Annotated in this window: 12 protein-coding genes; 6 read left to right on the top strand and 6 right to left on the bottom strand. The window is 68.8% G+C overall.

What is annotated here, in order from left to right; translation table 11 throughout:
* Positions 1-37: 37 nt before the first annotated feature.
* The 5 genes from yidC (at position 38) to GH736_RS06215 (ending at position 7396) form a co-directional block, all read left to right on the top strand.
* Positions 38-1006 carry a membrane protein insertase YidC gene (yidC, locus tag GH736_RS06235; RefSeq protein ID WP_159601268.1) on the top strand — a complete coding sequence of 323 codons (969 nt, stop codon included), beginning with the start codon at positions 38-40 and terminating at the stop codon, positions 1004-1006.
* Positions 1007-1009: 3 nt separating this feature from the next.
* Positions 1010-1507 (top strand): Jag family protein, encoded by a 498-nt coding sequence (locus tag GH736_RS06230; protein ID WP_159601266.1) that lies wholly within the window; start codon positions 1010-1012, stop codon positions 1505-1507.
* Positions 1508-1523: 16 nt separating this feature from the next.
* Positions 1524-2153: a 16S rRNA (guanine(527)-N(7))-methyltransferase RsmG gene (rsmG, locus tag GH736_RS06225; RefSeq protein WP_159601264.1), complete on the top strand. Its 630-nt coding sequence runs from the start codon at positions 1524-1526 to the stop codon at positions 2151-2153.
* 3327 nt (positions 2154-5480) lie between these two features.
* Positions 5481-6413 carry a ParA family protein gene (locus GH736_RS06220; RefSeq protein ID WP_159601270.1) on the top strand — a complete coding sequence of 311 codons (933 nt, stop codon included), beginning with the start codon at positions 5481-5483 and terminating at the stop codon, positions 6411-6413.
* Positions 6413-7396, top strand: a complete 984-nt coding sequence (locus GH736_RS06215; protein WP_159601262.1) for a ParB/RepB/Spo0J family partition protein — start codon at positions 6413-6415, stop codon at positions 7394-7396. Before GH736_RS06220 ends, GH736_RS06215 begins: the two co-directional genes overlap by 1 nt.
* A 72-nt stretch (positions 7397-7468) precedes the next feature.
* On the opposite strand, the gene GH736_RS06210 is transcribed toward GH736_RS06215, so the two are convergent.
* The 6 genes from GH736_RS06210 to GH736_RS06185 all read right to left on the bottom strand — a co-directional run bounded on the left by GH736_RS06210 (position 7469) and on the right by GH736_RS06185 (position 15640).
* Positions 7469-8428: a D-alanine--D-alanine ligase family protein gene (locus GH736_RS06210; RefSeq protein WP_159601260.1), complete on the bottom strand. Its 960-nt coding sequence runs from the start codon at positions 8426-8428 to the stop codon at positions 7469-7471.
* 17 nt (positions 8429-8445) lie between these two features.
* Entirely contained in the window at positions 8446-9768 is a 1323-nt protein-coding gene (locus GH736_RS06205; RefSeq protein WP_235933859.1) for an aminotransferase-like domain-containing protein, read from the bottom strand.
* Positions 9769-9960: 192 nt separating this feature from the next.
* Positions 9961-10284, bottom strand: a complete 324-nt coding sequence (gene trxA / locus GH736_RS06200; RefSeq protein ID WP_159601256.1) for a thioredoxin — start codon at positions 10282-10284, stop codon at positions 9961-9963.
* A 53-nt stretch (positions 10285-10337) separates the two neighbouring features.
* The gene (gene trxB / locus GH736_RS06195; protein ID WP_159601254.1) at positions 10338-11345 is read right to left on the bottom strand and encodes a thioredoxin-disulfide reductase; all 1008 of its coding nucleotides are present in this window, start codon (positions 11343-11345) and stop codon (positions 10338-10340) included.
* A 130-nt stretch (positions 11346-11475) separates the two neighbouring features.
* On the bottom strand, positions 11476-13104 hold the full coding sequence (murJ, locus tag GH736_RS06190) for a murein biosynthesis integral membrane protein MurJ (protein ID WP_235933858.1): 1629 nt from the start codon (positions 13102-13104) through the stop codon (positions 11476-11478).
* Positions 13097-15640, bottom strand: coding sequence for a DUF6049 family protein (locus GH736_RS06185; protein WP_159601250.1), 2544 nt, complete (start codon positions 15638-15640; stop codon positions 13097-13099). The genes murJ and GH736_RS06185 overlap by 8 nt, the downstream gene beginning before the upstream one ends.
* A gap of 97 nt (positions 15641-15737) precedes the next feature.
* Here GH736_RS06185 and GH736_RS06180 point away from each other — a divergent pair, with 97 nt between their 5' ends.
* Entirely contained in the window at positions 15738-17168 is a 1431-nt protein-coding gene (locus GH736_RS06180; RefSeq protein WP_159601248.1) for a CCA tRNA nucleotidyltransferase, read from the top strand.
* Positions 17169-17262: the final 94 nt, after the last annotated feature.

The raw sequence follows: 17262 nt of genomic DNA, 5'->3' as shown, positions 1-17262 counted from the left end.
CGACCCCCGCACTGTCCCGAAAGGACTGACCCCGCACATGCCTGATCTCATCGGCTTGATCCTCTGGCCCATCAAGTGGGTCATCGAGTTGATCCTCGTCGCGTTCCACTCGATGTGGACCTTCTTCGGGCTCGACCCCGACGCCGGCCTCACCTGGGTGCTGTCGATCGTCGGCCTCGTGATCGTGGTGCGTGCGGCGCTGATCCCGATCTTCGTCCGGCAGATCAAGAGCCAGCGGCGCATGCTCGAGGTCGCGCCCCAGCTCAAGAAGATCCAGGACAAGTACAAGGGCAAGAAGGACCAGTTCTCTCGCGAGGCGATGTCGCGCGAGACGATGGAGCTGTACAAGAAGACCGGCACGAACCCGCTCTCCTCGTGCCTGCCCCTCCTGCTCCAGATGCCGGTGTTCTTCGCCCTGTTCTCCGTGCTCCAGGACGCTCAGCACGACAAGGCCGGCGTCGGCCTCTTCACGCAGGAGCTCGCCAACTCGTTCGCGAACGCCGAATTCCTCGGCGCACCGCTGAAGGCCACGTTCATCGAGCAGTGGAACCTCATGACGGCCGGGCAGCCGTTCAGCATCAACGTCATGCTCATCGCGCTGACCATGATCGTGCTCATGACTGCGTCGCAGTTCATCACGCAGCTGCAGATCGTCTCCAAGAACATGTCGCCCGAGACCAAGGCGAGCCCCATGTTCCGTCAGCAGCGCATCCTCCTGTACCTGCTCCCCCTCGTGTTCGCGTTCTCGGGCGTGGCGTTCCCCCTCGGCGTGATGTTCTACTGGCTGATCTCGAACTTCTGGACCATGGGCCAGCAGTTCCTCGTCATCAGGAACATGCCCACGCCCGGCAGTGAAGCTGCCCGGGCCCGCGAGGCGCGCCTCGCGAAGAAGGGCAAGCTCGTCGTCGAGGACAAGCCCGAGACGATCGTCGTCGAAGAGAAGAAGACCACGCAGCGTCAGCAGCCAGTCGGCAAGACGCGCGCGAAGAAGCAGGGTGGAAAGTAGACCATGACCAACGTGCAGCACGAGACGGACGACCGCTCGATCGCCCAGCTCGAAGAAGAAGGCGACATCGCCGCCGACTACATCGAGGAGCTCCTCGACATCTGCGACCTCGATGGCGACATCGACATCGACGCGCGCAACGGCCGGGCGTATGTCTCGGTGAACGCCGGCGATGGAGCGAACCTCAACCTCTTGTCGAAGCCCGACACGGTCAGCGCCCTCCAGGAGCTCACCCGACTTGCGGTGCAGACCAAGACGGGTGCCTTCTCCCGCCTCATCCTCGACATCGGTGGCTCCCGCGACATTCGCCGGAGCGAGCTCGGCGGCCTCGTGAGTCGCGCGATCGAGCGCATCGAGGCCGGCGCGGCCGAGGCCGCCCTGCCCCCGATGTCGTCGTACGAGCGCAAGTTGGTCCACGACCTCGTGAGCGAGCAGGGATTCCACTCGGAGTCGCGCGGTGAAGGCGCCGAGCGCCACACCATCATCACGCGCGGTGCGTGACGTTTCACGTGAAACGATGATCGACGGACTCGAGCCCGAGCCCGCGGCCGCGGGCGTGATCTTCGGAGAGCACCTCGACACGGGCCGCCGATTCACCGAATCACTCGCGCGCCACGGTGAGGAGCTGGGTCTCATCGGCCCATTGGAGCTCCCCCGACTCTGGACGCGCCATATCCTCAACAGCGCGCTGGTCGCCCCACTCCTCCGCCCGCGTCGGGTCGGCGATGTCGGCTCCGGAGCCGGCCTGCCCGGCATCGTTCTCGCGATCATGCGGCCCGATGTGTCGTTCACGCTCATCGAACCGATGGAACGACGTGTGGCATGGTTGCAGCGACAGGCCGACGAGCTCGAGCTCGCGAACGTCGAGGTGGTTCGCGCGCGCGCCGAAGAGGCGAAGCTCAACGGAACCCTCGACCAAGTGACGGCGCGAGCCGTGAGCGCACTTCGCACCTTGATCCCCGTCACCGCTCCCCTGCTCAAGCCGGGCGGTGAGCTCGTGCTCATGAAGGGCGCAGGGGTGGATGGTGAGATCACGGCGGCCGAGAAGGTCATCCGCAAGTTCGGTGTTCGGAATCCCGAAGTGCTGGTGCTCGGCGAGGGAGTCGTCGCCGAGATCACACGGGTCTTCCGGGCGACCGTCCGTTAGGACCGCGCAGCGCACCGGGCACCGCGCGGGCGTGCCTCAACTCCGGGTCTCGCGATGGCTCTCGGCGCCGCCCGTGCCTTGACACCCGGTGTGTTTCACGTGAAACACCGCCGCGCGATGCTTCCTCACCGGCACGTGATCCCGACGCCCAGCCGCCGATGACCGGCGCGACGGGCGCGCGCGGGGAGGTCTGTTGCTGAGTAGCCCGCCTCCCGTCCGTGAGATTCCCGTTCGCTCTCGGTACGCGGGCGGCCGACCGACGACCGTCGCAAGCCGAGCTTGGTTCCCGCCCGAGTGACCGCTGACGAGATAGCGTTCCCAACGAGTCCGCGCGTGACCGTCCACGTCGTGGGTTCTGAGATATGGCGTGCCAGCCGAGGTGCTACCGCATCGCTCTTGGTCATCGCGGGCTCGTTGGAGCTCCATGTGCAGTGCAGAGCAGAGCAGAGCAGAGCAGAGCAGAGCCGCAACCGCCTCGGCCACCGGCTGCCGGCTGCCGCAGCTTCGTGCCACTCGGTCGTCCCGCATATCTCGCTTCGTCACCGCGCTCCGGGCTTCCCAACCTCACGCGGTGACGCCCCTGCTCCTGTTCCAATGCCGTGCGTCCTCCCGCGTACCGCGGTTCGTGCCACGTGCTCCTCAATAGCGTCGGCTGCGGCTCGGCGACGTGCCCTGCTCACGGTAGCCACGGATCGTCTTCCCCGATCACATCGGCCGTATCCCCCGCGTCACTCGGGCGCACACCACCGGCCTCGCCAGGCCGTCCGCCGCCCAGACGCCCTCCCCTCCCCACAGCGCGCCGCTCCTCGACCCCGCCGGTAACTTCGGGACGCCGGCCACTCCTCGTCCGAGTGTGCTTCTTCGGATCGTCGCGATGCTTCGCGACGCACTTCGACAACGCGGCTGCTGCCAACCCAACGTCATCCTGCTGCGCGTGGACATCGGCCGAAGCAACCGCCCCGAGGTTCGGTCGACGTAGGCGCCCGCCATGCCGCGGTGTGCCGGGCCACCGTGAAGATAGCCAGTGTGGTCACGAGGGACCTCGCGCAGTCGGCCACTCGTCCAGGATCTCCAGGATCAGTGAACGCGCGGTGAGTGGTGTGCGGGGAGCAACACGCTCGGTGTTCCATGCCCTCACCGTGAGCAGCGCTCGAAGTCGGTCCCTCCTGACCTTCGGCGCGAGTGTCGTTTCACGTGAAACAGGTGGCCCTCGACCGACGAACGACAAACGGGTCACCAACTGTCTGCTTGCAGCATCCGGCCGACGGCCGCGAGGCGTCCAACCGCTCCCCCGCCGCGAATGAACCAATGATCGACGCGATCCTGGGGATGAGTGATCGGCGCGCATGAGCGCGGACCCCGAATCGCGCCACGGCCCAGACCTGGTGGACGTCGCCTCCGGTCGGGCTCGCTGTCAGAGTGACACTGCACTGCGCGGGCGAGCGCGCCCAGCACGCCCACCGGCCGCGCGACGTCGCCTGGCGCGCCCCTTCCAGACACGAATGCGCGACGCGACGCTGCCGGCGAGCACGCTTGCCCACCCTCCCTCACGAACGCTCGGGATGCTGTTGGACCCTTGATGCCGAGCCACTGGGACGGTCTTCGCCGCGCTGCCCGTTCCGCGTGCGCAGGACGGGATCCGGCAGACGCCGCGTCGGATTCCTGGACAGCGTGGCGCTGGCCGCGTCGGCGACCGTTCCACGTGCAACGCACGCCGACCGTACGTAGCGTGAATGACGTTGCCGCATTGGCCACCGAGTCGCCGTGGGGCCAATACTTCTTGTAGGGCGTTCACGAGTGAGGCCCGGTCGTCTGGGGACTCACAGTCGGTTCGACGATCTGGATGGAAGCCGCATTGGCGGGCCCGTCGAGGCTGGGTGCCGTTTCACGTGAAACATCCATCCGCCCATCGGTCAGGGCGGCGCGGATCCAGGAACTACCGGCAGGCTGGGGTGCTGCGGACTCCTGCTCGGCCCGCGTCCACACGGGCGAGTCCATGCCAGGAGGGTTGCGCGGGGGCGGACGTCCCGGCATCCCGAGTGTCGACTCGGGGCAACGAGCCGAATAGGGCGCTTCGAGAACTGGAAGGAGGGTGGTGGCGGTTAGGCTGGAATCCCACGTCGTCGACGGCGACCGGGATCCGTGAGCACCGCACACCGCGTGACGTTTGGAGCAGTCAGCATGGCCCAAGGGGGAGGACGCGGATGGTTCCACCGAAAGCGTCACCAGCCTGAGGTCGACTCGCAGAACGGTACGACGCACGCCGCCAGCGGCTCGAGCGCCGACGGATCAGCCGCGTTGAATGCGGCACCGCACAGCAACGAGCACCAGGTCGAGTCCCGATGGAGTCCCGAGGCGCGCGCGACGTCGGCCGCTGCGTCGACCGACGCGCCGCCAGTTGACTCCCCCACTGCTGCGCCGACGTCTCCCTCGGATGGAGCGGTCCACCGCTCACAGGTGGGTGACTCAGAGCTCGACCCGGTTCAATCAGCCGGTGGCTCAACTCCAGCCGTCGGAGACCCGTCGGCCATGCCGCTTCCGGCAGAATCATGGCGGCGCACCGCGGACTCCACAGTGCCGGTCGTCGCAGACCCAGCTCGCGCGGGGAATGGTCCTGCGCCCGGCGTTCTCAGCTCGCAGCAGCCTGCGCAACAGACGCAGTTTCGCCAAGGAAACGACGACGGGGCATCCGCCGCCGCCGTGTCAGGAACTCCCGGTGCACGAGCGGTAGCCAGCATCGATTGGGATGTTGCGACGGCCGCCGCGCTGGCTGACGATCCCGAGGCCACCGCGGCGGATACGCCGCACGCCGGCAGCACCGCATCGGCCGACCGCCTGCTCGAAGATCTGATCCGCGAAATCGTGGGAGACGCTGCAGCTGACACGGTGTCATCCCTTCACGCTCCCCGGAGTGCGCCATCTCCGCCGAATCCAGCTCCGACCACCGGCAACGCCTCAGCTCCGTCAACGGACACGACGGAGGGTTTCCGGGACAGTGCCGAGGTCGTCCACGCCACTCAGGATGGCGCCGACACTGCCGCCTCTCAGCCCGAGCCATCGTCAACGCCCCATCTCGTGGCGCAGGATGACACCGGCCCGGGCCGCACTGGCGAATCGAATTCCGCCACGATCACCGCAGCCGGCGATTCGGTTTCACAGGTCGCCACTTCAAGACCCGCCGCGGGAGAGAGCGTCGAGGCGCCCGCTGACCCCGACCCCCGCGCGGCGGCCGCTACGCTGAATCTCCGGGCCCAGCCGCCGGCCGCGATTGCGGAGGCAGCCCGCACCGTGGATGCTCCCGATGTCGTTTCACGTGAAACGCGCGCCATGCTTCCAACTCCCGTCCCCGTTTCACGTGAAACGGACGTCCAACATGGAGGAACTCCCCTGGCCGATCAACTTGCCGAAGAGACTCGGCGCCGCATCGCCTTGGACGAGGCGGTCCTTCCCCTGCCCGCCAGTACGCGGGTCCTTACCATCTCGAACCAGAAGGGTGGCGTGGGCAAGACGACGAGCGCAGTGAACCTCGCTGCCGCACTTGCGCGCTCAGGCGCCCACGTCCTCGTCATCGACCTCGACCCCCAGGGCAACGCATCGACGGCCCTCGGCGTGGATCATCGCTCCGAGCAGCAGAGTGTGTACGACGTCCTCGTCGCGGACCTTCCGCTTGCCGACGTCGTGCGACCGTCGACCGAGCACGAGTCACTCGACTGCGTGCCCGCGACCATTCACCTGGCCGGTGCTGAGATCGAGCTCGTATCCCTCGTCGCGAGAGAGCAGCGACTCCGCAGGGCGCTCGATCGCCACCTCGCCGACATGGAGCGCCCGTACGACTACGTCTTCATCGACTGCCCGCCCTCCTTGGGACTCCTCACGATCAACGCATTCGTCGCTGCCCGTGAGGTGCTGATTCCCATTCAGTGCGAGTACTACGCTCTCGAGGGTCTCTCCCAATTGCTGAGCAATATCGAGTTGATCGAGAAGCACCTCAACCCCGAACTGCGGTTGTCCACGATCTTGCTCACGATGTACGACTCACGCACGAACCTCGCGCAACAGGTCGCGCAGGAGGTGCGCGAGCACTTCCCCGCGCAGACCCTGGAGACGATCATCCCCCGCTCGGTTCGCGTGTCGGAGGCGCCGAGCTACGGTCAGAGCGTGATCAGTTACGACTTCAGCTCGAGCGGATCCTTGTCATATCGTGAGGCGGCCGCGGAGATCGCGCTTCGCGGCGCAGCGAACCAGAAGGACATCCACTGATGGCAACCAAGCGAACCGGTCTCGGCCGCGGTATCGGCGCACTGATCCCGACCGGCGACGACACACCTCGCGCGACCCGCCCTGTCGACGTCTTCTTCCCCGACTCCGACTCATCGTCGCCCACGGCGGTTGCGGTGGTCGAGCAGGCGGCCGCGAACGAGGGTCTGCTGGCTGTCCCGGGAGCACGGCTCGCCCGCCTGAATCCCGATGACATCGTGCCGAACGCGCACCAGCCGCGCAACGTGTTCGATCCCGAGGATCTTGCCGAGCTCGTGCACAGCGTCCGCGAGTTCGGTGTCCTTCAGCCCATCGTCGTGCGCCCTCACCCCGACCAGCCCGGCAAGTACGAGCTGGTCATGGGCGAGCGACGTCTGCGCGCCACGAAGGCCGCCGGGCTCGACACGATCCCCGCGGTGGTCAAGGACACGGCCAATGAAGCCATGCTCCGCGACGCGCTGCTCGAGAACCTGCACCGGTCGCAGCTCAACCCCCTGGAAGAGGCATCGGCGTATCAGCAGTTGTTGGCCGACTTCGGCATCACCCAGGAGGAGCTGGCGTCGCGCATCGGACGTTCACGTCCCCAGATCTCGAACACACTCCGGCTTCTGAAGCTTCCCGAGCCGGTCCAGCTCCGCGTCGCCGCCGGGGTCCTCAGCGCAGGACACGCCCGGGCGATCCTCGCCTCGGGTGACGACCCCGAGGCGATGCAGCGCTTCGCCGACAAGATCGTCAACGAGGAACTCTCGGTGCGCGCGGCGGAGGCGATCGCGACGAGCGAGCCGAAACCGTCGCGCGCGAAGCCGGCGGCGGGCAAGCGCCAGGACTTCCTCGACGATCTCGCCGGCCGAATGGGTGACCGCCTCAACACCCGCGTCCGTATCGCGCTCGGCGCTCGGAAAGGCCAGATCAGCATTGATTTCGCGACGGTCCAAGATCTCCGTCGCATTCTCAGTGACCTCGGCGAGGAACTCGAGGGCGTCTAGGTCGAGGCCGGCCGCAGAATCGTTCCTGGCGAACTGAATCGGCCCGTTTCACGCTCGAATCGAGGGGTCGACTCACGCGGCGCGAGCGGATGCGGCTCGCACGAGTCCGCTGTACACGGTGCTCGCGCGAGTGCCCGACGCCTCGATTGCGAGAGGCAGCAGCGACGTCTCGGTGAGGCCGGGGATCACGTTCGCCTCGAGGAACCACGGGGTGCCGCCGGCGTCGACGATGAAGTCGACGCGAGAGAGATCCCGGAGTCCGAGGGTGCGGTGCGCGAGCACCGCGGCATCCGATACCGCAGCCGCCACGTCGTCACTCAGGCGCGACGGCGCGTAGAACGTCGTCTCGCCCGCGTTGTACCTCGCCTGGAATCCGTACACTCCCGCCGACGGCTCGATCTCCACCGGGATGAGCGCCTGCGGGCCGTCGCCGGTGTCGACCACCGCGACGGCGATCTCGGTGCCGACGATGCGACGTTCGACCACGGCCACGTCGTCGTAGGTGAACGCCTCCACCATCGCGCGAGGGAGGTCCTCGGTGTTGTCGACGATGGTGACGCCCTGTGCCGATCCGCCGGAACCGGGCTTCACGACGAGGTCGCCCTCGAGTGCTGACCGCACCACGCGAAGCACGCTCGCGGCGCCGAGCTCGCGGAAGGCCTCGTGCGACAGCACGATCGACTGGGGAACGGCGAGTCCGGCCTGCGCGACGACCGAGCTGGCCAAGGGCTTCGACCATGCGCGGCGCGCCGCCGCACCGGTCGAACCGACCGTGGCCACGCCGAGGCCTGCCAGCAGATCGAGCAGTGAGCCGTCCTCACCGCTCGACCCATGGAGGGCGGGGAACACGACGTCGGGTCGCTCGGCCGCGAGGAACGGGAGCAACCCCGCATCGGGATCGCGAAGGACGACGCGGTGTCCGGCTGAGCTCAGTGCGTCGGCCACCCGCCGCCCGGAGCGCAGGGAGACATCCCGTTCGTGCGAGATGCCGCCAGCCAGAACGACGACGTAGAGACCGTGGGAATCGCTCATGATCAGGGGTTTCTCCACTACTTGAGGTCGGAGGGCGGGGCGGATTCGTACCCGGAGCTGGGCGGGAGCTGCAGTGTCCCGGTTCCGGCGAACGTGTCGAGCAGGTCGAGCTCGCCGTTGACGACCGTGGCCAGCCGACGGATGCCGACCCGGATCGCCTCGGGCGTCGGATAGCAGAACGAGAGCCGCATGGCGTGCCGCCCTCGACCATCGGCGAAGAACGCGGTGCCCGGCGTATAGGCGACGAGCTCCCTGACCGCCCGCGGAAGCATCTGCTTCGAGTCGAGCACGTCGGGCATGGTGACCCAGACGTAGAAGCCGCCGTTCGGGTTCGTCCAGCTGAGCTGCGGCAGGTACTCCCCCAGCGCCTCGATCATCGCGTCCTTGCGCTCCCGATACACGCCCCGGAACGTGTCGATCTGCGCACGCCAGTCGGTGGTCGACAGGTACTCCGACACGACGAGCTGGCTGAACGAGCTCGGTGACAGGATCGCGGACTCGGCGGCGAGGATGAGCTTCTCGCGGATCGCGTGCGGCGCGAGCGCCCAACCCACGCGGAACCCTGGGGCGAGAGTCTTCGAGAACGAGCCGAGGTAGATGACGCCGTCCTCATCGAGCGAGCGCAGCGCGTTCGGTGCCGGTTCATCGAAGTGCAGCAGGCCATAGGGGTTGTCCTCGAGCACGAGGATCTCGTTCTGCCTGCAGATCTCGAGGATCTCGGGCCGCCGGGATGCCGCGAGGGTGACCCCGGCCGGATTGTGGAAGTTCGGGATCGTGTAGAGGAACTTGATGCGGCGACCTTGGCCGCGCAGGTGCGCGATCGTCTGCCGCAACGCCTCGGGGATGAGCCCGTCCTCGTCCATGGCGACGTGCACGACGCTCGCCTGGTACGACCGGAACACGCCGAGGGCGCCGACGTAGCTCGGCGACTCGGCGAGGATGACGTCCCCGGGGTCGATGAACAGCTTCGCGACGAGGTCGAGGGCCTGTTGGGACCCGGTCGCCGTGACGACGTTGTCGACCGAACCGCGGATGCCCTCGAGTGACATGACGTCGAGGATGTGCTCGCGGAGCTCGGGGATGCCCTGGCCCGAGCCGTACTGCAGCGCCGTCGGACCCTGGGTGCGCATGACGCGTTCCATCGACGAGACGATGAGCTCCTGCGGGAGTGCCGAGACGAACGGCATGCCGCCGGCGAGCGAGACCACCTCGGGACGCGACGCGACGGCGAACAGGGCTCGGACCTCGGATGCGGCCAGCCCGGCAGCTCGCTCGGCGTAGTTCGCGTACCAAGGGTCGAGGTTGTTGCCGGTCCGCTGGGGGACGCCGTCAGAGGTCACGTCACTTCCGTTTCTGCTCAGGATATTCATGCTAGTTGCTGGGTTCGGGCGGGCCGTTCGAGATGACGACGCGTGCGGCCCGCGGCATCCGGAGCCCCGATCGCGATCATGGATCGAACTGTGGGGCCCTGGAAACGCGAAAGACCCGCCCGGCGTGTGCCGGGCGGGTCTCTGCGTATGCGAGGCGGCCGACTACGAGATGTAGGCGGCGAGGTCGGCCTCGAGCGCGGGCTTCGGCTTGGCGCCGATGACGGTCTTCACGACCTCGCCCTTCTCGAAGACCTTGAACGCGGGAATCGCGGTGATCTGGTACTTCATCGCGAGCTGCGGGTTCTCGTCGACGTTCAGCTTCACGATGTCGAGCTTGTCGGCGTGCTCGCTCGCGATCTGGTCGAGGATCGGGCTCACCATGCGACACGGGCCGCACCACTCGGCCCAGAAGTCGACCAGGACGGCCTTCTCACTGTTGAGGACCTCCTGCTCGAAGGTGGCCTCGGTCACTGCACGTGCAGTCATTGCGTTCTCCTTTTTGGTGAAGCGGATGTCACGAGATGCATCGGTGACGATGCTCAGCTCGTGCGGACGAAGTTCTCGACGGCGACGGCTTCCTCGATCGCCTCAGCCTCGATCTCGGCGATCTCGGGCGAGGCAGCGTCCTCGAGTGCGGCGAGGAAGTGTTCGGCGTCGAGAGCAGCCACGGTGCCGGAGCCGGCGGCGGTGATGGCCTGGCGATAGAAGGGATCGATGACGTCGCCGGCGGCGAACACACCGGCGACCGACGTGCGCGACGAGCGGCCCTCGACATGGATGGTGCCCTCCCGAGTCAACTCGAGCTTGCCGTGCACCAGGTGGGTCCGCGGGTCGTTCCCGATCGCGACGAACAGCCCGTCGAGGTCGAGGCCACGGTCCTCCCCGGTGACGGTGTCACGGAGGGTCACGCCAGTCACCGCGGTCGTGCCATGGATGGCAGCGATCTCGGCGTTCCAGATGAACGCGATCTTCGGGTTGTCGAAGGCACGCTGCTGCATGATCTTCGACGCCTTGAGGGAGTCGCGGCGGTGGATCACGTAGACCTTGTCGGCGAACTTGGTGAGGAAGGTGGCCTCCTCCATTGCCGAGTCACCGCCCCCGACCACTGCGATGGTCTTCTGCTTGAAGAAGAAGCCGTCGCACGTGGCGCACCACGAGAGGCCGTGGCCCGAGAGGATCTCCTCCTCGGGGAGGCCGAGCTTGCGGTATGCGGACCCGGTCGCGTAGATGAGCGCAGAGGCCTCGTGGGTCTCGCCGTTGCCGAGCTTGACGCGCTTGACCGGTCCATCGAGCTCGAGCTCCACCACGTCGTCGTAGACGACCTCGGTGCCGAACCGCTCCGCCTGCGCCTGGAACTTCGCCATCAGGTCGGGGCCCATGATGCCCTCGGGGAACCCGGGATAGTTCTCGACCTCGGTCGTGTTCATGAGCTCGCCGCCGATCTCGACCGAGCTGGCGATGAGGAGCGGCTTCAACTCGGCGCGAGCGGCGTAGATCGCGGCCGTGAATCCGGCCGGCCCAGAGCCGATGATGATGATGTCGCGCACTTCCACTCCTGTCGTCGCATGTGCTCCGGTGGATCGGGCGAGCCGAAGAGCCACCGTCATGGTGAACACAGTCTAGGCGGCGCGTATTCCTTCGCCCTCGGCGCAACGGCGAGGGTCGGATGCCGCGGGCTCAGTCGCGTCGGAGCCGAGCGACCAGCGGCGTGGCGAACCCGCGAAGCTCGGGCGAACGGAGCAGCCAGAGGCCACCGAAGTAGAGCACGGCCATGACGATCCCGATGATGGCCATCGAGATGACGGCTCCGAAGATGCCGGACACGGCGAAACCGCCTTCGACGGTTCCGCCGAGCAGGATCAGGAGCCCGACGCCGGCGAGGAGCGGCAGCACGAGCGCCGCGAACGAGCGCGCGAAGCCGACGGCGATGCGCGTTCCGTCGAGGGTGCCGAGCCGACGACGCAGCAGCCAGGCGGCGACCGCGAGTTGGGCGATGCAGGCGATCGTCGTGACCAGGGCGATGCCCGCCGCGAGCAGGTCCTTCGGGAGCAGGAGGCACGAGAACGCTCCGGCCGTGAACACGATGACCTGGAAGAGCGTGAAGCGGAACGGGGTGCGGGTGTCGCCGAGCGCGTAGAACGTGCGTTGCACGACGAACAGCATGGAGAACGGGACCAGGCCGAGGGTGAACGCGATGACGACATTGCCGAGCGCCGCGGTGTCGGCGAAGCTGCCGGTCTCGAAGACGGCGGCGAACGGATAGGCGATGACGAGCAGCACTGCTGCAGCGAGGTTGATGATGAGGGTGATGCCCCGGATGGCGCTCGACACGTCGTCGCGAACCTTGTCGTGGTGGTCGCGCGCGGCGTGCTCGCTCATGCGCGTGAAGTAGGCGGTCGCGATCGACACGGTGATCACCGAGTGCGGGAGCATGAAGATGAGCCACGCGTAGTCGACGGCGGCGACCGACGCGTTCCCGCTTCCGGATGCCGTGCCGAGGACGAGTGTCTGGACGATGCCGGCGAGCGTCGTGAGCAGGAGCATGCCGAACGTCCAGCCCGCCATACGCCCGGCGGTGCCGAGCCCGACGCCTCGCCACGCGAAGTCGGGCCGGTACCGCAGCCCGATGCGGCGCCAGAACCAGAAGAGGATGAGCGCCTGCGCCGCGATGCCGGCGGTCGCCGAGCCGGCGAGGACGGCGACCATGCCGGGCGTCCACGCGTCGGCCGACCTCGTGCCGTCGGGATCGACGCCGAAGAGCGCTGCGAACACGAGGAGTCCCAGGATCGCGACGATGTTGTTGAGCACCGGGACCCAGGTGAACGGCCCGAAGCTGCGCCGGGCGTTGAGCACCTCGCCGAGCAGCGTGTAGAGCCCGTAGAAGAAGATCTGCGGCAGGCACCACCACGCGAAGGCGATGGCGAGGTCGAGGGTCGCCGGTGGCAGGGTGGCCCCGTACAGCAACGCGAGGAGCGGTGCCAGCGCCGTGGCGATGATGGTGGCCCCGGCCAGGATCACGAGCGCCAGCGTGAGCAGCTTGTTGATGTAGGCGCCGCCGCCGTCGGCGTGCGAGCCGGCTCGCACGATCTGCGGCACGAGCACGGCGCTCAGCACACCGCCGGCGACGATCACGTAGACGGTGTTGGGAAGGCCGTTCGCCACCGCGAAGGCGTCGGCGCCCGCGGATCCGACGACGCCGATGGTCGCGGCGACGATGATCGCCTTCACGAACCCCAGGACGCGGGAGACGATGGTGCCCGACGCCAGGAATGCGCTGGCGCGCCCGATGCGGTCGTCGTCAGCCACGGGAGCTGCCGGTCGGGTCGTTCGCGCCCGCGTCGGGTGCGACTCGGGCTGGCTGGCTGCTGGCGTCGGCATCGGCGACCGCCCCGGTTTCGTGAGCTCCGGTCTCGGGAGCGTCGGTGTCGGGAGCTGTGGTCTCGTGAGCGTCGGTGTCGGCAGCTGTGGTCTCGTGAGCTTCGGTCTCGGGAACTGCGGTCTCGGGAGCATGAGCCTCGGGGGCATCGGTCTCGGGACCGGCAGCGGCAGCGGCGGCGGCACGATCTCGCCGTCGCCGCCGGATGTTGCGCCACACGCCGAGTCCGAACACGACGACCGCGATCGCGCCGAGGATGCCCGCGCCGAGGCCCTCCCAGTCGGCCTGCACATTGACGGGGATGTCGACGGGCGTGCCGATCGCGACACCGGCCGTGGACGCCAGCGACACCGTGAGGGTGACCTCCCCGTTGCCGACGCCCGCCGCGACCGGCACCCGCACCGTGGAGCGGGACTGCGGCTCCACGGTCTGCTCGACCTGTTCCTCGACGATGAGCCGACCGTTCGACGGGCTGACATCGACGACCACGGTGACCGGATACGGCAGCGTGTTCTCGATGGTCGTGGGCACGCCGGTCTCGGTCGAGACGACGTTGATGGTGCTGCTCGGCACGACCGAGATCGACCCGAGGACCCCTCGCTGGGCGACGAGCCAGTCGCTGGTGACGCCGTTCCATGCCTCGAGGTCGTCGAGCCAGGCCACGTCGAGCAGTGAGAGCAGCTCACGGCGTACCGGGCCGGTGAGCAGGGCCGGATCGGTGAGGACGGTGGAGAACTCCGTGACCTGGGCCTCGACCTCCGTCAGGCGGGAGACCTGCGCCCTGCGCTCGTCGGACTCGGGCTCATCGATCAGGGTGCGCGCCTCCGGGGGTGCGCCGATCGCCTCGGAGAGCCCGGCGAGCGTGGACCACGGTGAGTTGCCGATCTCGTCGATGAGCGCCGAGACGCGGGCGATCTGCGAGACGGAGCCGCGGTCGAAGGTCGCGAACACCGTCGTGCGCGCGGCGCCCGCGTCGAGCGCGAGCGAGGCGAGCACCTGCCCGGTCGCCTCACGCCACTCCGTGTCCGTCGAGGCCGTGGACGCTGCGCGCAGCGGCTCGGTGAGCGCACTGTCGGCGACGAGCGCGGTCGAGCCGTCGATGGTCGCCGAGGACGGTGCGACGCCGACCACCGGTTCCACGTTGCCCGGCGCGAGGATCGAGGTGGTGAGTCCGGATGCCGCGAAGAAGCCGAGGTCTCCCGTCGCCACCGTGTCGTCGCCCGGCCAGGCGAGGTCGGTGCGCGTGTACGGCCACGACAGGAGTTGTTCGCTGGTGGGCAGGGTGCCGGGGGTCGGCGGCGGCTCGGAGGCATCCGTCGCGGGTGCCGTCGGGCTCTCGGAGGCGCCCTGCTCGTCGACGGCGCCGAGGTCGACGGATCCCTCACCGGTCGCGGGGAAGTTCGCCGGATCCATCGCGTCGGTGAACGACGTCGGGCCGAGGAGCGCGGGGAGGCCGACCTGCGCCTGCACCGAGATGTCGGCGTCGGAGTAGGCCAGCGGGAAGATCTCGTTGGGGAGCCCGGCGAGGCGCTGCAGCCACGCGGTCGCGCTGGGCGGCGCGCTGGTGCCGAGCACCCTGATCGACGCGATGATGCGCGGGTCGATGCCGATGGCCACGCGCCGACCGGCGAGCGCGTCGAGCTGACGGGTGAGCAGCCCTGTGGGGCTCGTCCAGTTGGTGAGCTGGTCGACGTCGATCAACCCCGCGGCGCTGCCGGTCGTGGGCGTCGTGACGGGCGCGGCGAGGGCGACGGCGACCGAGCCGGATGCGGGGACACCGGCGTTCGCGTAGGCCGAGGTGCCCGAGGCCACGACGGTGTCGCCCACGAGGAGCTCGGCGCCCAGTCCGATCACAGGTGAGTCGGCGAGCTCGGCGAACGCATCGGCGGGCACGGTGAACGACACGACGGTGGCTCCACCGGCCGGCAGCCCCCGCGCCTCGCCGTCGGCGATCGGCACCATGCTCGCGGCATCGGAGTCGGCGCCCTCGTCGCCGCCCTGCTCGGCGGCGAGCCAGTCGTCGAGCTCACCCCTGTCGTCGATGTCGGCGCCGGCGCGCACGAGCCGCACCACACCGGGCGCGAGGGCCTCGCCCGTGGCGTTCTCGATCTCGACGGAGATCGCGACGGGCCCGCCGAGGGAGACGGTGCTCGAGACCGTGGGCGACACGCTCACGCGCAGCCCACTGCTGTCGTCGACCGCTCGCGAGGGCCCAGCCGGTCGTATGCCGCCGACGGCATCTGTCGCGGCACTCCCTGCGGGCGCGATTCCAGCGGCGGGCAGGACGGCCTGCAACGCGGCCGCAGCGTCGACGCCGGCGTTGGCGACGACGGGCGCCCCGACCAAGGCTGCCACGGCCGCGAGCGCAGCGCCGCCGAGGGCGAATCGGGCCGGCCTGGGAAGGGTGCGGGTGCGTCGGGTGGGAGAGTCGGCGCGCGGGCGCGCAGGGATCGACTCGTCCACCATGCAGGCGATTCTACGGCGTGGCCCCGGGGCATCCGCTCGGCGTCCACAGGCAGGGCCGCGCACGGGTGCGTCCGGCGGGTCCGCTTAACATAGGGGCATGCAGAGTGTCGCGGCGGCCCTCGACCGATTGGGCGAGCTGGCCGCTTCGCCGACGGTGTCGAAGCTGGCGGCCGCCTTCGACGCCGCGGGCCACGAGCTGGCCCTCGTCGGCGGTCCGGTGCGCGACGCGTTCCTCGGCCGGGCCACCAACGACCTCGATTTCACGACGGATGCCACGCCCGACGAGATCCTCGCCATCGTCAAGCCGATCGCCGACGCCCACTGGGACATCGGCCGGGCGTTCGGCACGATCGGCGCGAAGATCGCGGGCGAGACGGTCGAGATCACGACGTACCGCGCCGACGCCTACGACGGTGAGTCACGCAAGCCCGAGGTCGTGTTCGGCTCCAGTCTCGAGGACGACCTCACCCGGCGCGACTTCACCGTGAACGCGCTCGCGCTGCGGCTCCCCCAACTGGCGCTCGTCGACCCGTCGGGCGGCGTCGAGGACCTGATCGCGAAGACCCTGCGCACCCCCGCGGCGCCCGAGCAGTCGTTCGGCGACGATCCGCTGCGGATGCTCCGTGCCGCGCGCTTCTCGGCCCAGCTCGGCTTCGAGGTCGAGGAGGGCACCCGCGAGGCGATGTCCGCCCTCGCGCCCGAGATCGACCGCATCTCCGCCGAGCGCGTGCGTGACGAGCTGTCGAAGCTCCTCCTCACCTCGTCGCCCCGCGGCGGCATCCGTCTGCTCGTCGACTCGGGCCTGGCCGACCGGGTGCTGCCCGAGATCCCGGCGCTGCGGCTCGAGGTCGACGAGCACCATCACCACAAGGACGTGTACGAGCACTCCCTGACCGTGCTCGACCAGGCGATCGACTACGAGGTCTCGCGCGGCAACCTCGACTCGCCCGACCTCGTCATGCGGCTCGCTGCGCTGCTCCACGACATCGGCAAGCCGGCGACGCGCAAGCTCGAGCCCGGCGGCCTGGTGTCGTTCCACCACCACGACATGGTCGGCGCCAAGCTCGCCCGCAGGCGCCTGCGCGCGCTGCGGTTCGACAACGACACCATCGCTGCGGTCTCACGGCTGATCGAGCTGCACCTGCGGTTCTTCGGTTACGCGGATGCCGCGTGGAGCGACTCCGCAGTGCGCCGCTACGTTCGTGACGCCGGAGACCAGCTCGAGCGCCTGCACATCCTCACGAGGGCCGATGTGACGACGCGCAACCGCCGCAAGGCGGACCGCCTCGGCTTCGCCTACGACGACCTCGAGGAGCGCATCGCCGTGCTCGCGGAGGAGGAGGAGCTCGCCGCCGTGCGGCCCGAGCTCGACGGCGAGCAGATCATGCAGCTCCTCGGCGTGAAGCCGGGCCCCGTGGTGGGCGAGGCCTACCGCCACCTGCTCGAGGTGCGGCTCGACGAGGGCCCGATCGGCCCGGATGCCGCGCGCGAGCGCCTGCTCGCCTGGTGGGCGTCGCGCGAGGCCTGACGCCGCGTCAGGTCGGCACCCGGCCGCAGTGAATACGCCAAACAAGGCCACCCGAAGGCACCCCCTCCTCGTTGCCGCGGTCGCGGCGCGACCT

Origin of the sequence: Agromyces humi (genome assembly GCF_009720255.1) — a bacterium.
GTDB lineage: Bacteria > Actinomycetota > Actinomycetes > Actinomycetales > Microbacteriaceae > Agromyces > Agromyces humi.
The sequence above is the reverse complement of the archived record's forward strand: the minus strand, read 5'-3'. Positions and strand labels throughout refer to the sequence as shown.

What these genes read in the sequence shown, in the direction of transcription:
- yidC (WP_159601268.1), top strand. Translation starts at nt 38, where the DNA reads ATGCCTGATCTCATCGGCTTGATCCTCTGGCCCATCAAGTGGGTCATC.
- GH736_RS06230 (WP_159601266.1), top strand. Translation starts at nt 1,010, where the DNA reads ATGACCAACGTGCAGCACGAGACGGACGACCGCTCGATCGCCCAGCTC.
- rsmG (WP_159601264.1), top strand. Translation starts at nt 1,524, where the DNA reads ATGATCGACGGACTCGAGCCCGAGCCCGCGGCCGCGGGCGTGATCTTC.
- GH736_RS06220 (WP_159601270.1), top strand. Translation starts at nt 5,481, where the DNA reads ATGCTTCCAACTCCCGTCCCCGTTTCACGTGAAACGGACGTCCAACAT.
- GH736_RS06215 (WP_159601262.1), top strand. Translation starts at nt 6,413, where the DNA reads ATGGCAACCAAGCGAACCGGTCTCGGCCGCGGTATCGGCGCACTGATC.
- GH736_RS06210 (WP_159601260.1), bottom strand. Translation starts at nt 8,428, where the DNA reads ATGAGCGATTCCCACGGTCTCTACGTCGTCGTTCTGGCTGGCGGCATC.
- trxA (WP_159601256.1), bottom strand. Translation starts at nt 10,284, where the DNA reads ATGACTGCACGTGCAGTGACCGAGGCCACCTTCGAGCAGGAGGTCCTC.
- GH736_RS06185 (WP_159601250.1), bottom strand. Translation starts at nt 15,640, where the DNA reads ATGGTGGACGAGTCGATCCCTGCGCGCCCGCGCGCCGACTCTCCCACC.
- GH736_RS06180 (WP_159601248.1), top strand. Translation starts at nt 15,738, where the DNA reads ATGCAGAGTGTCGCGGCGGCCCTCGACCGATTGGGCGAGCTGGCCGCT.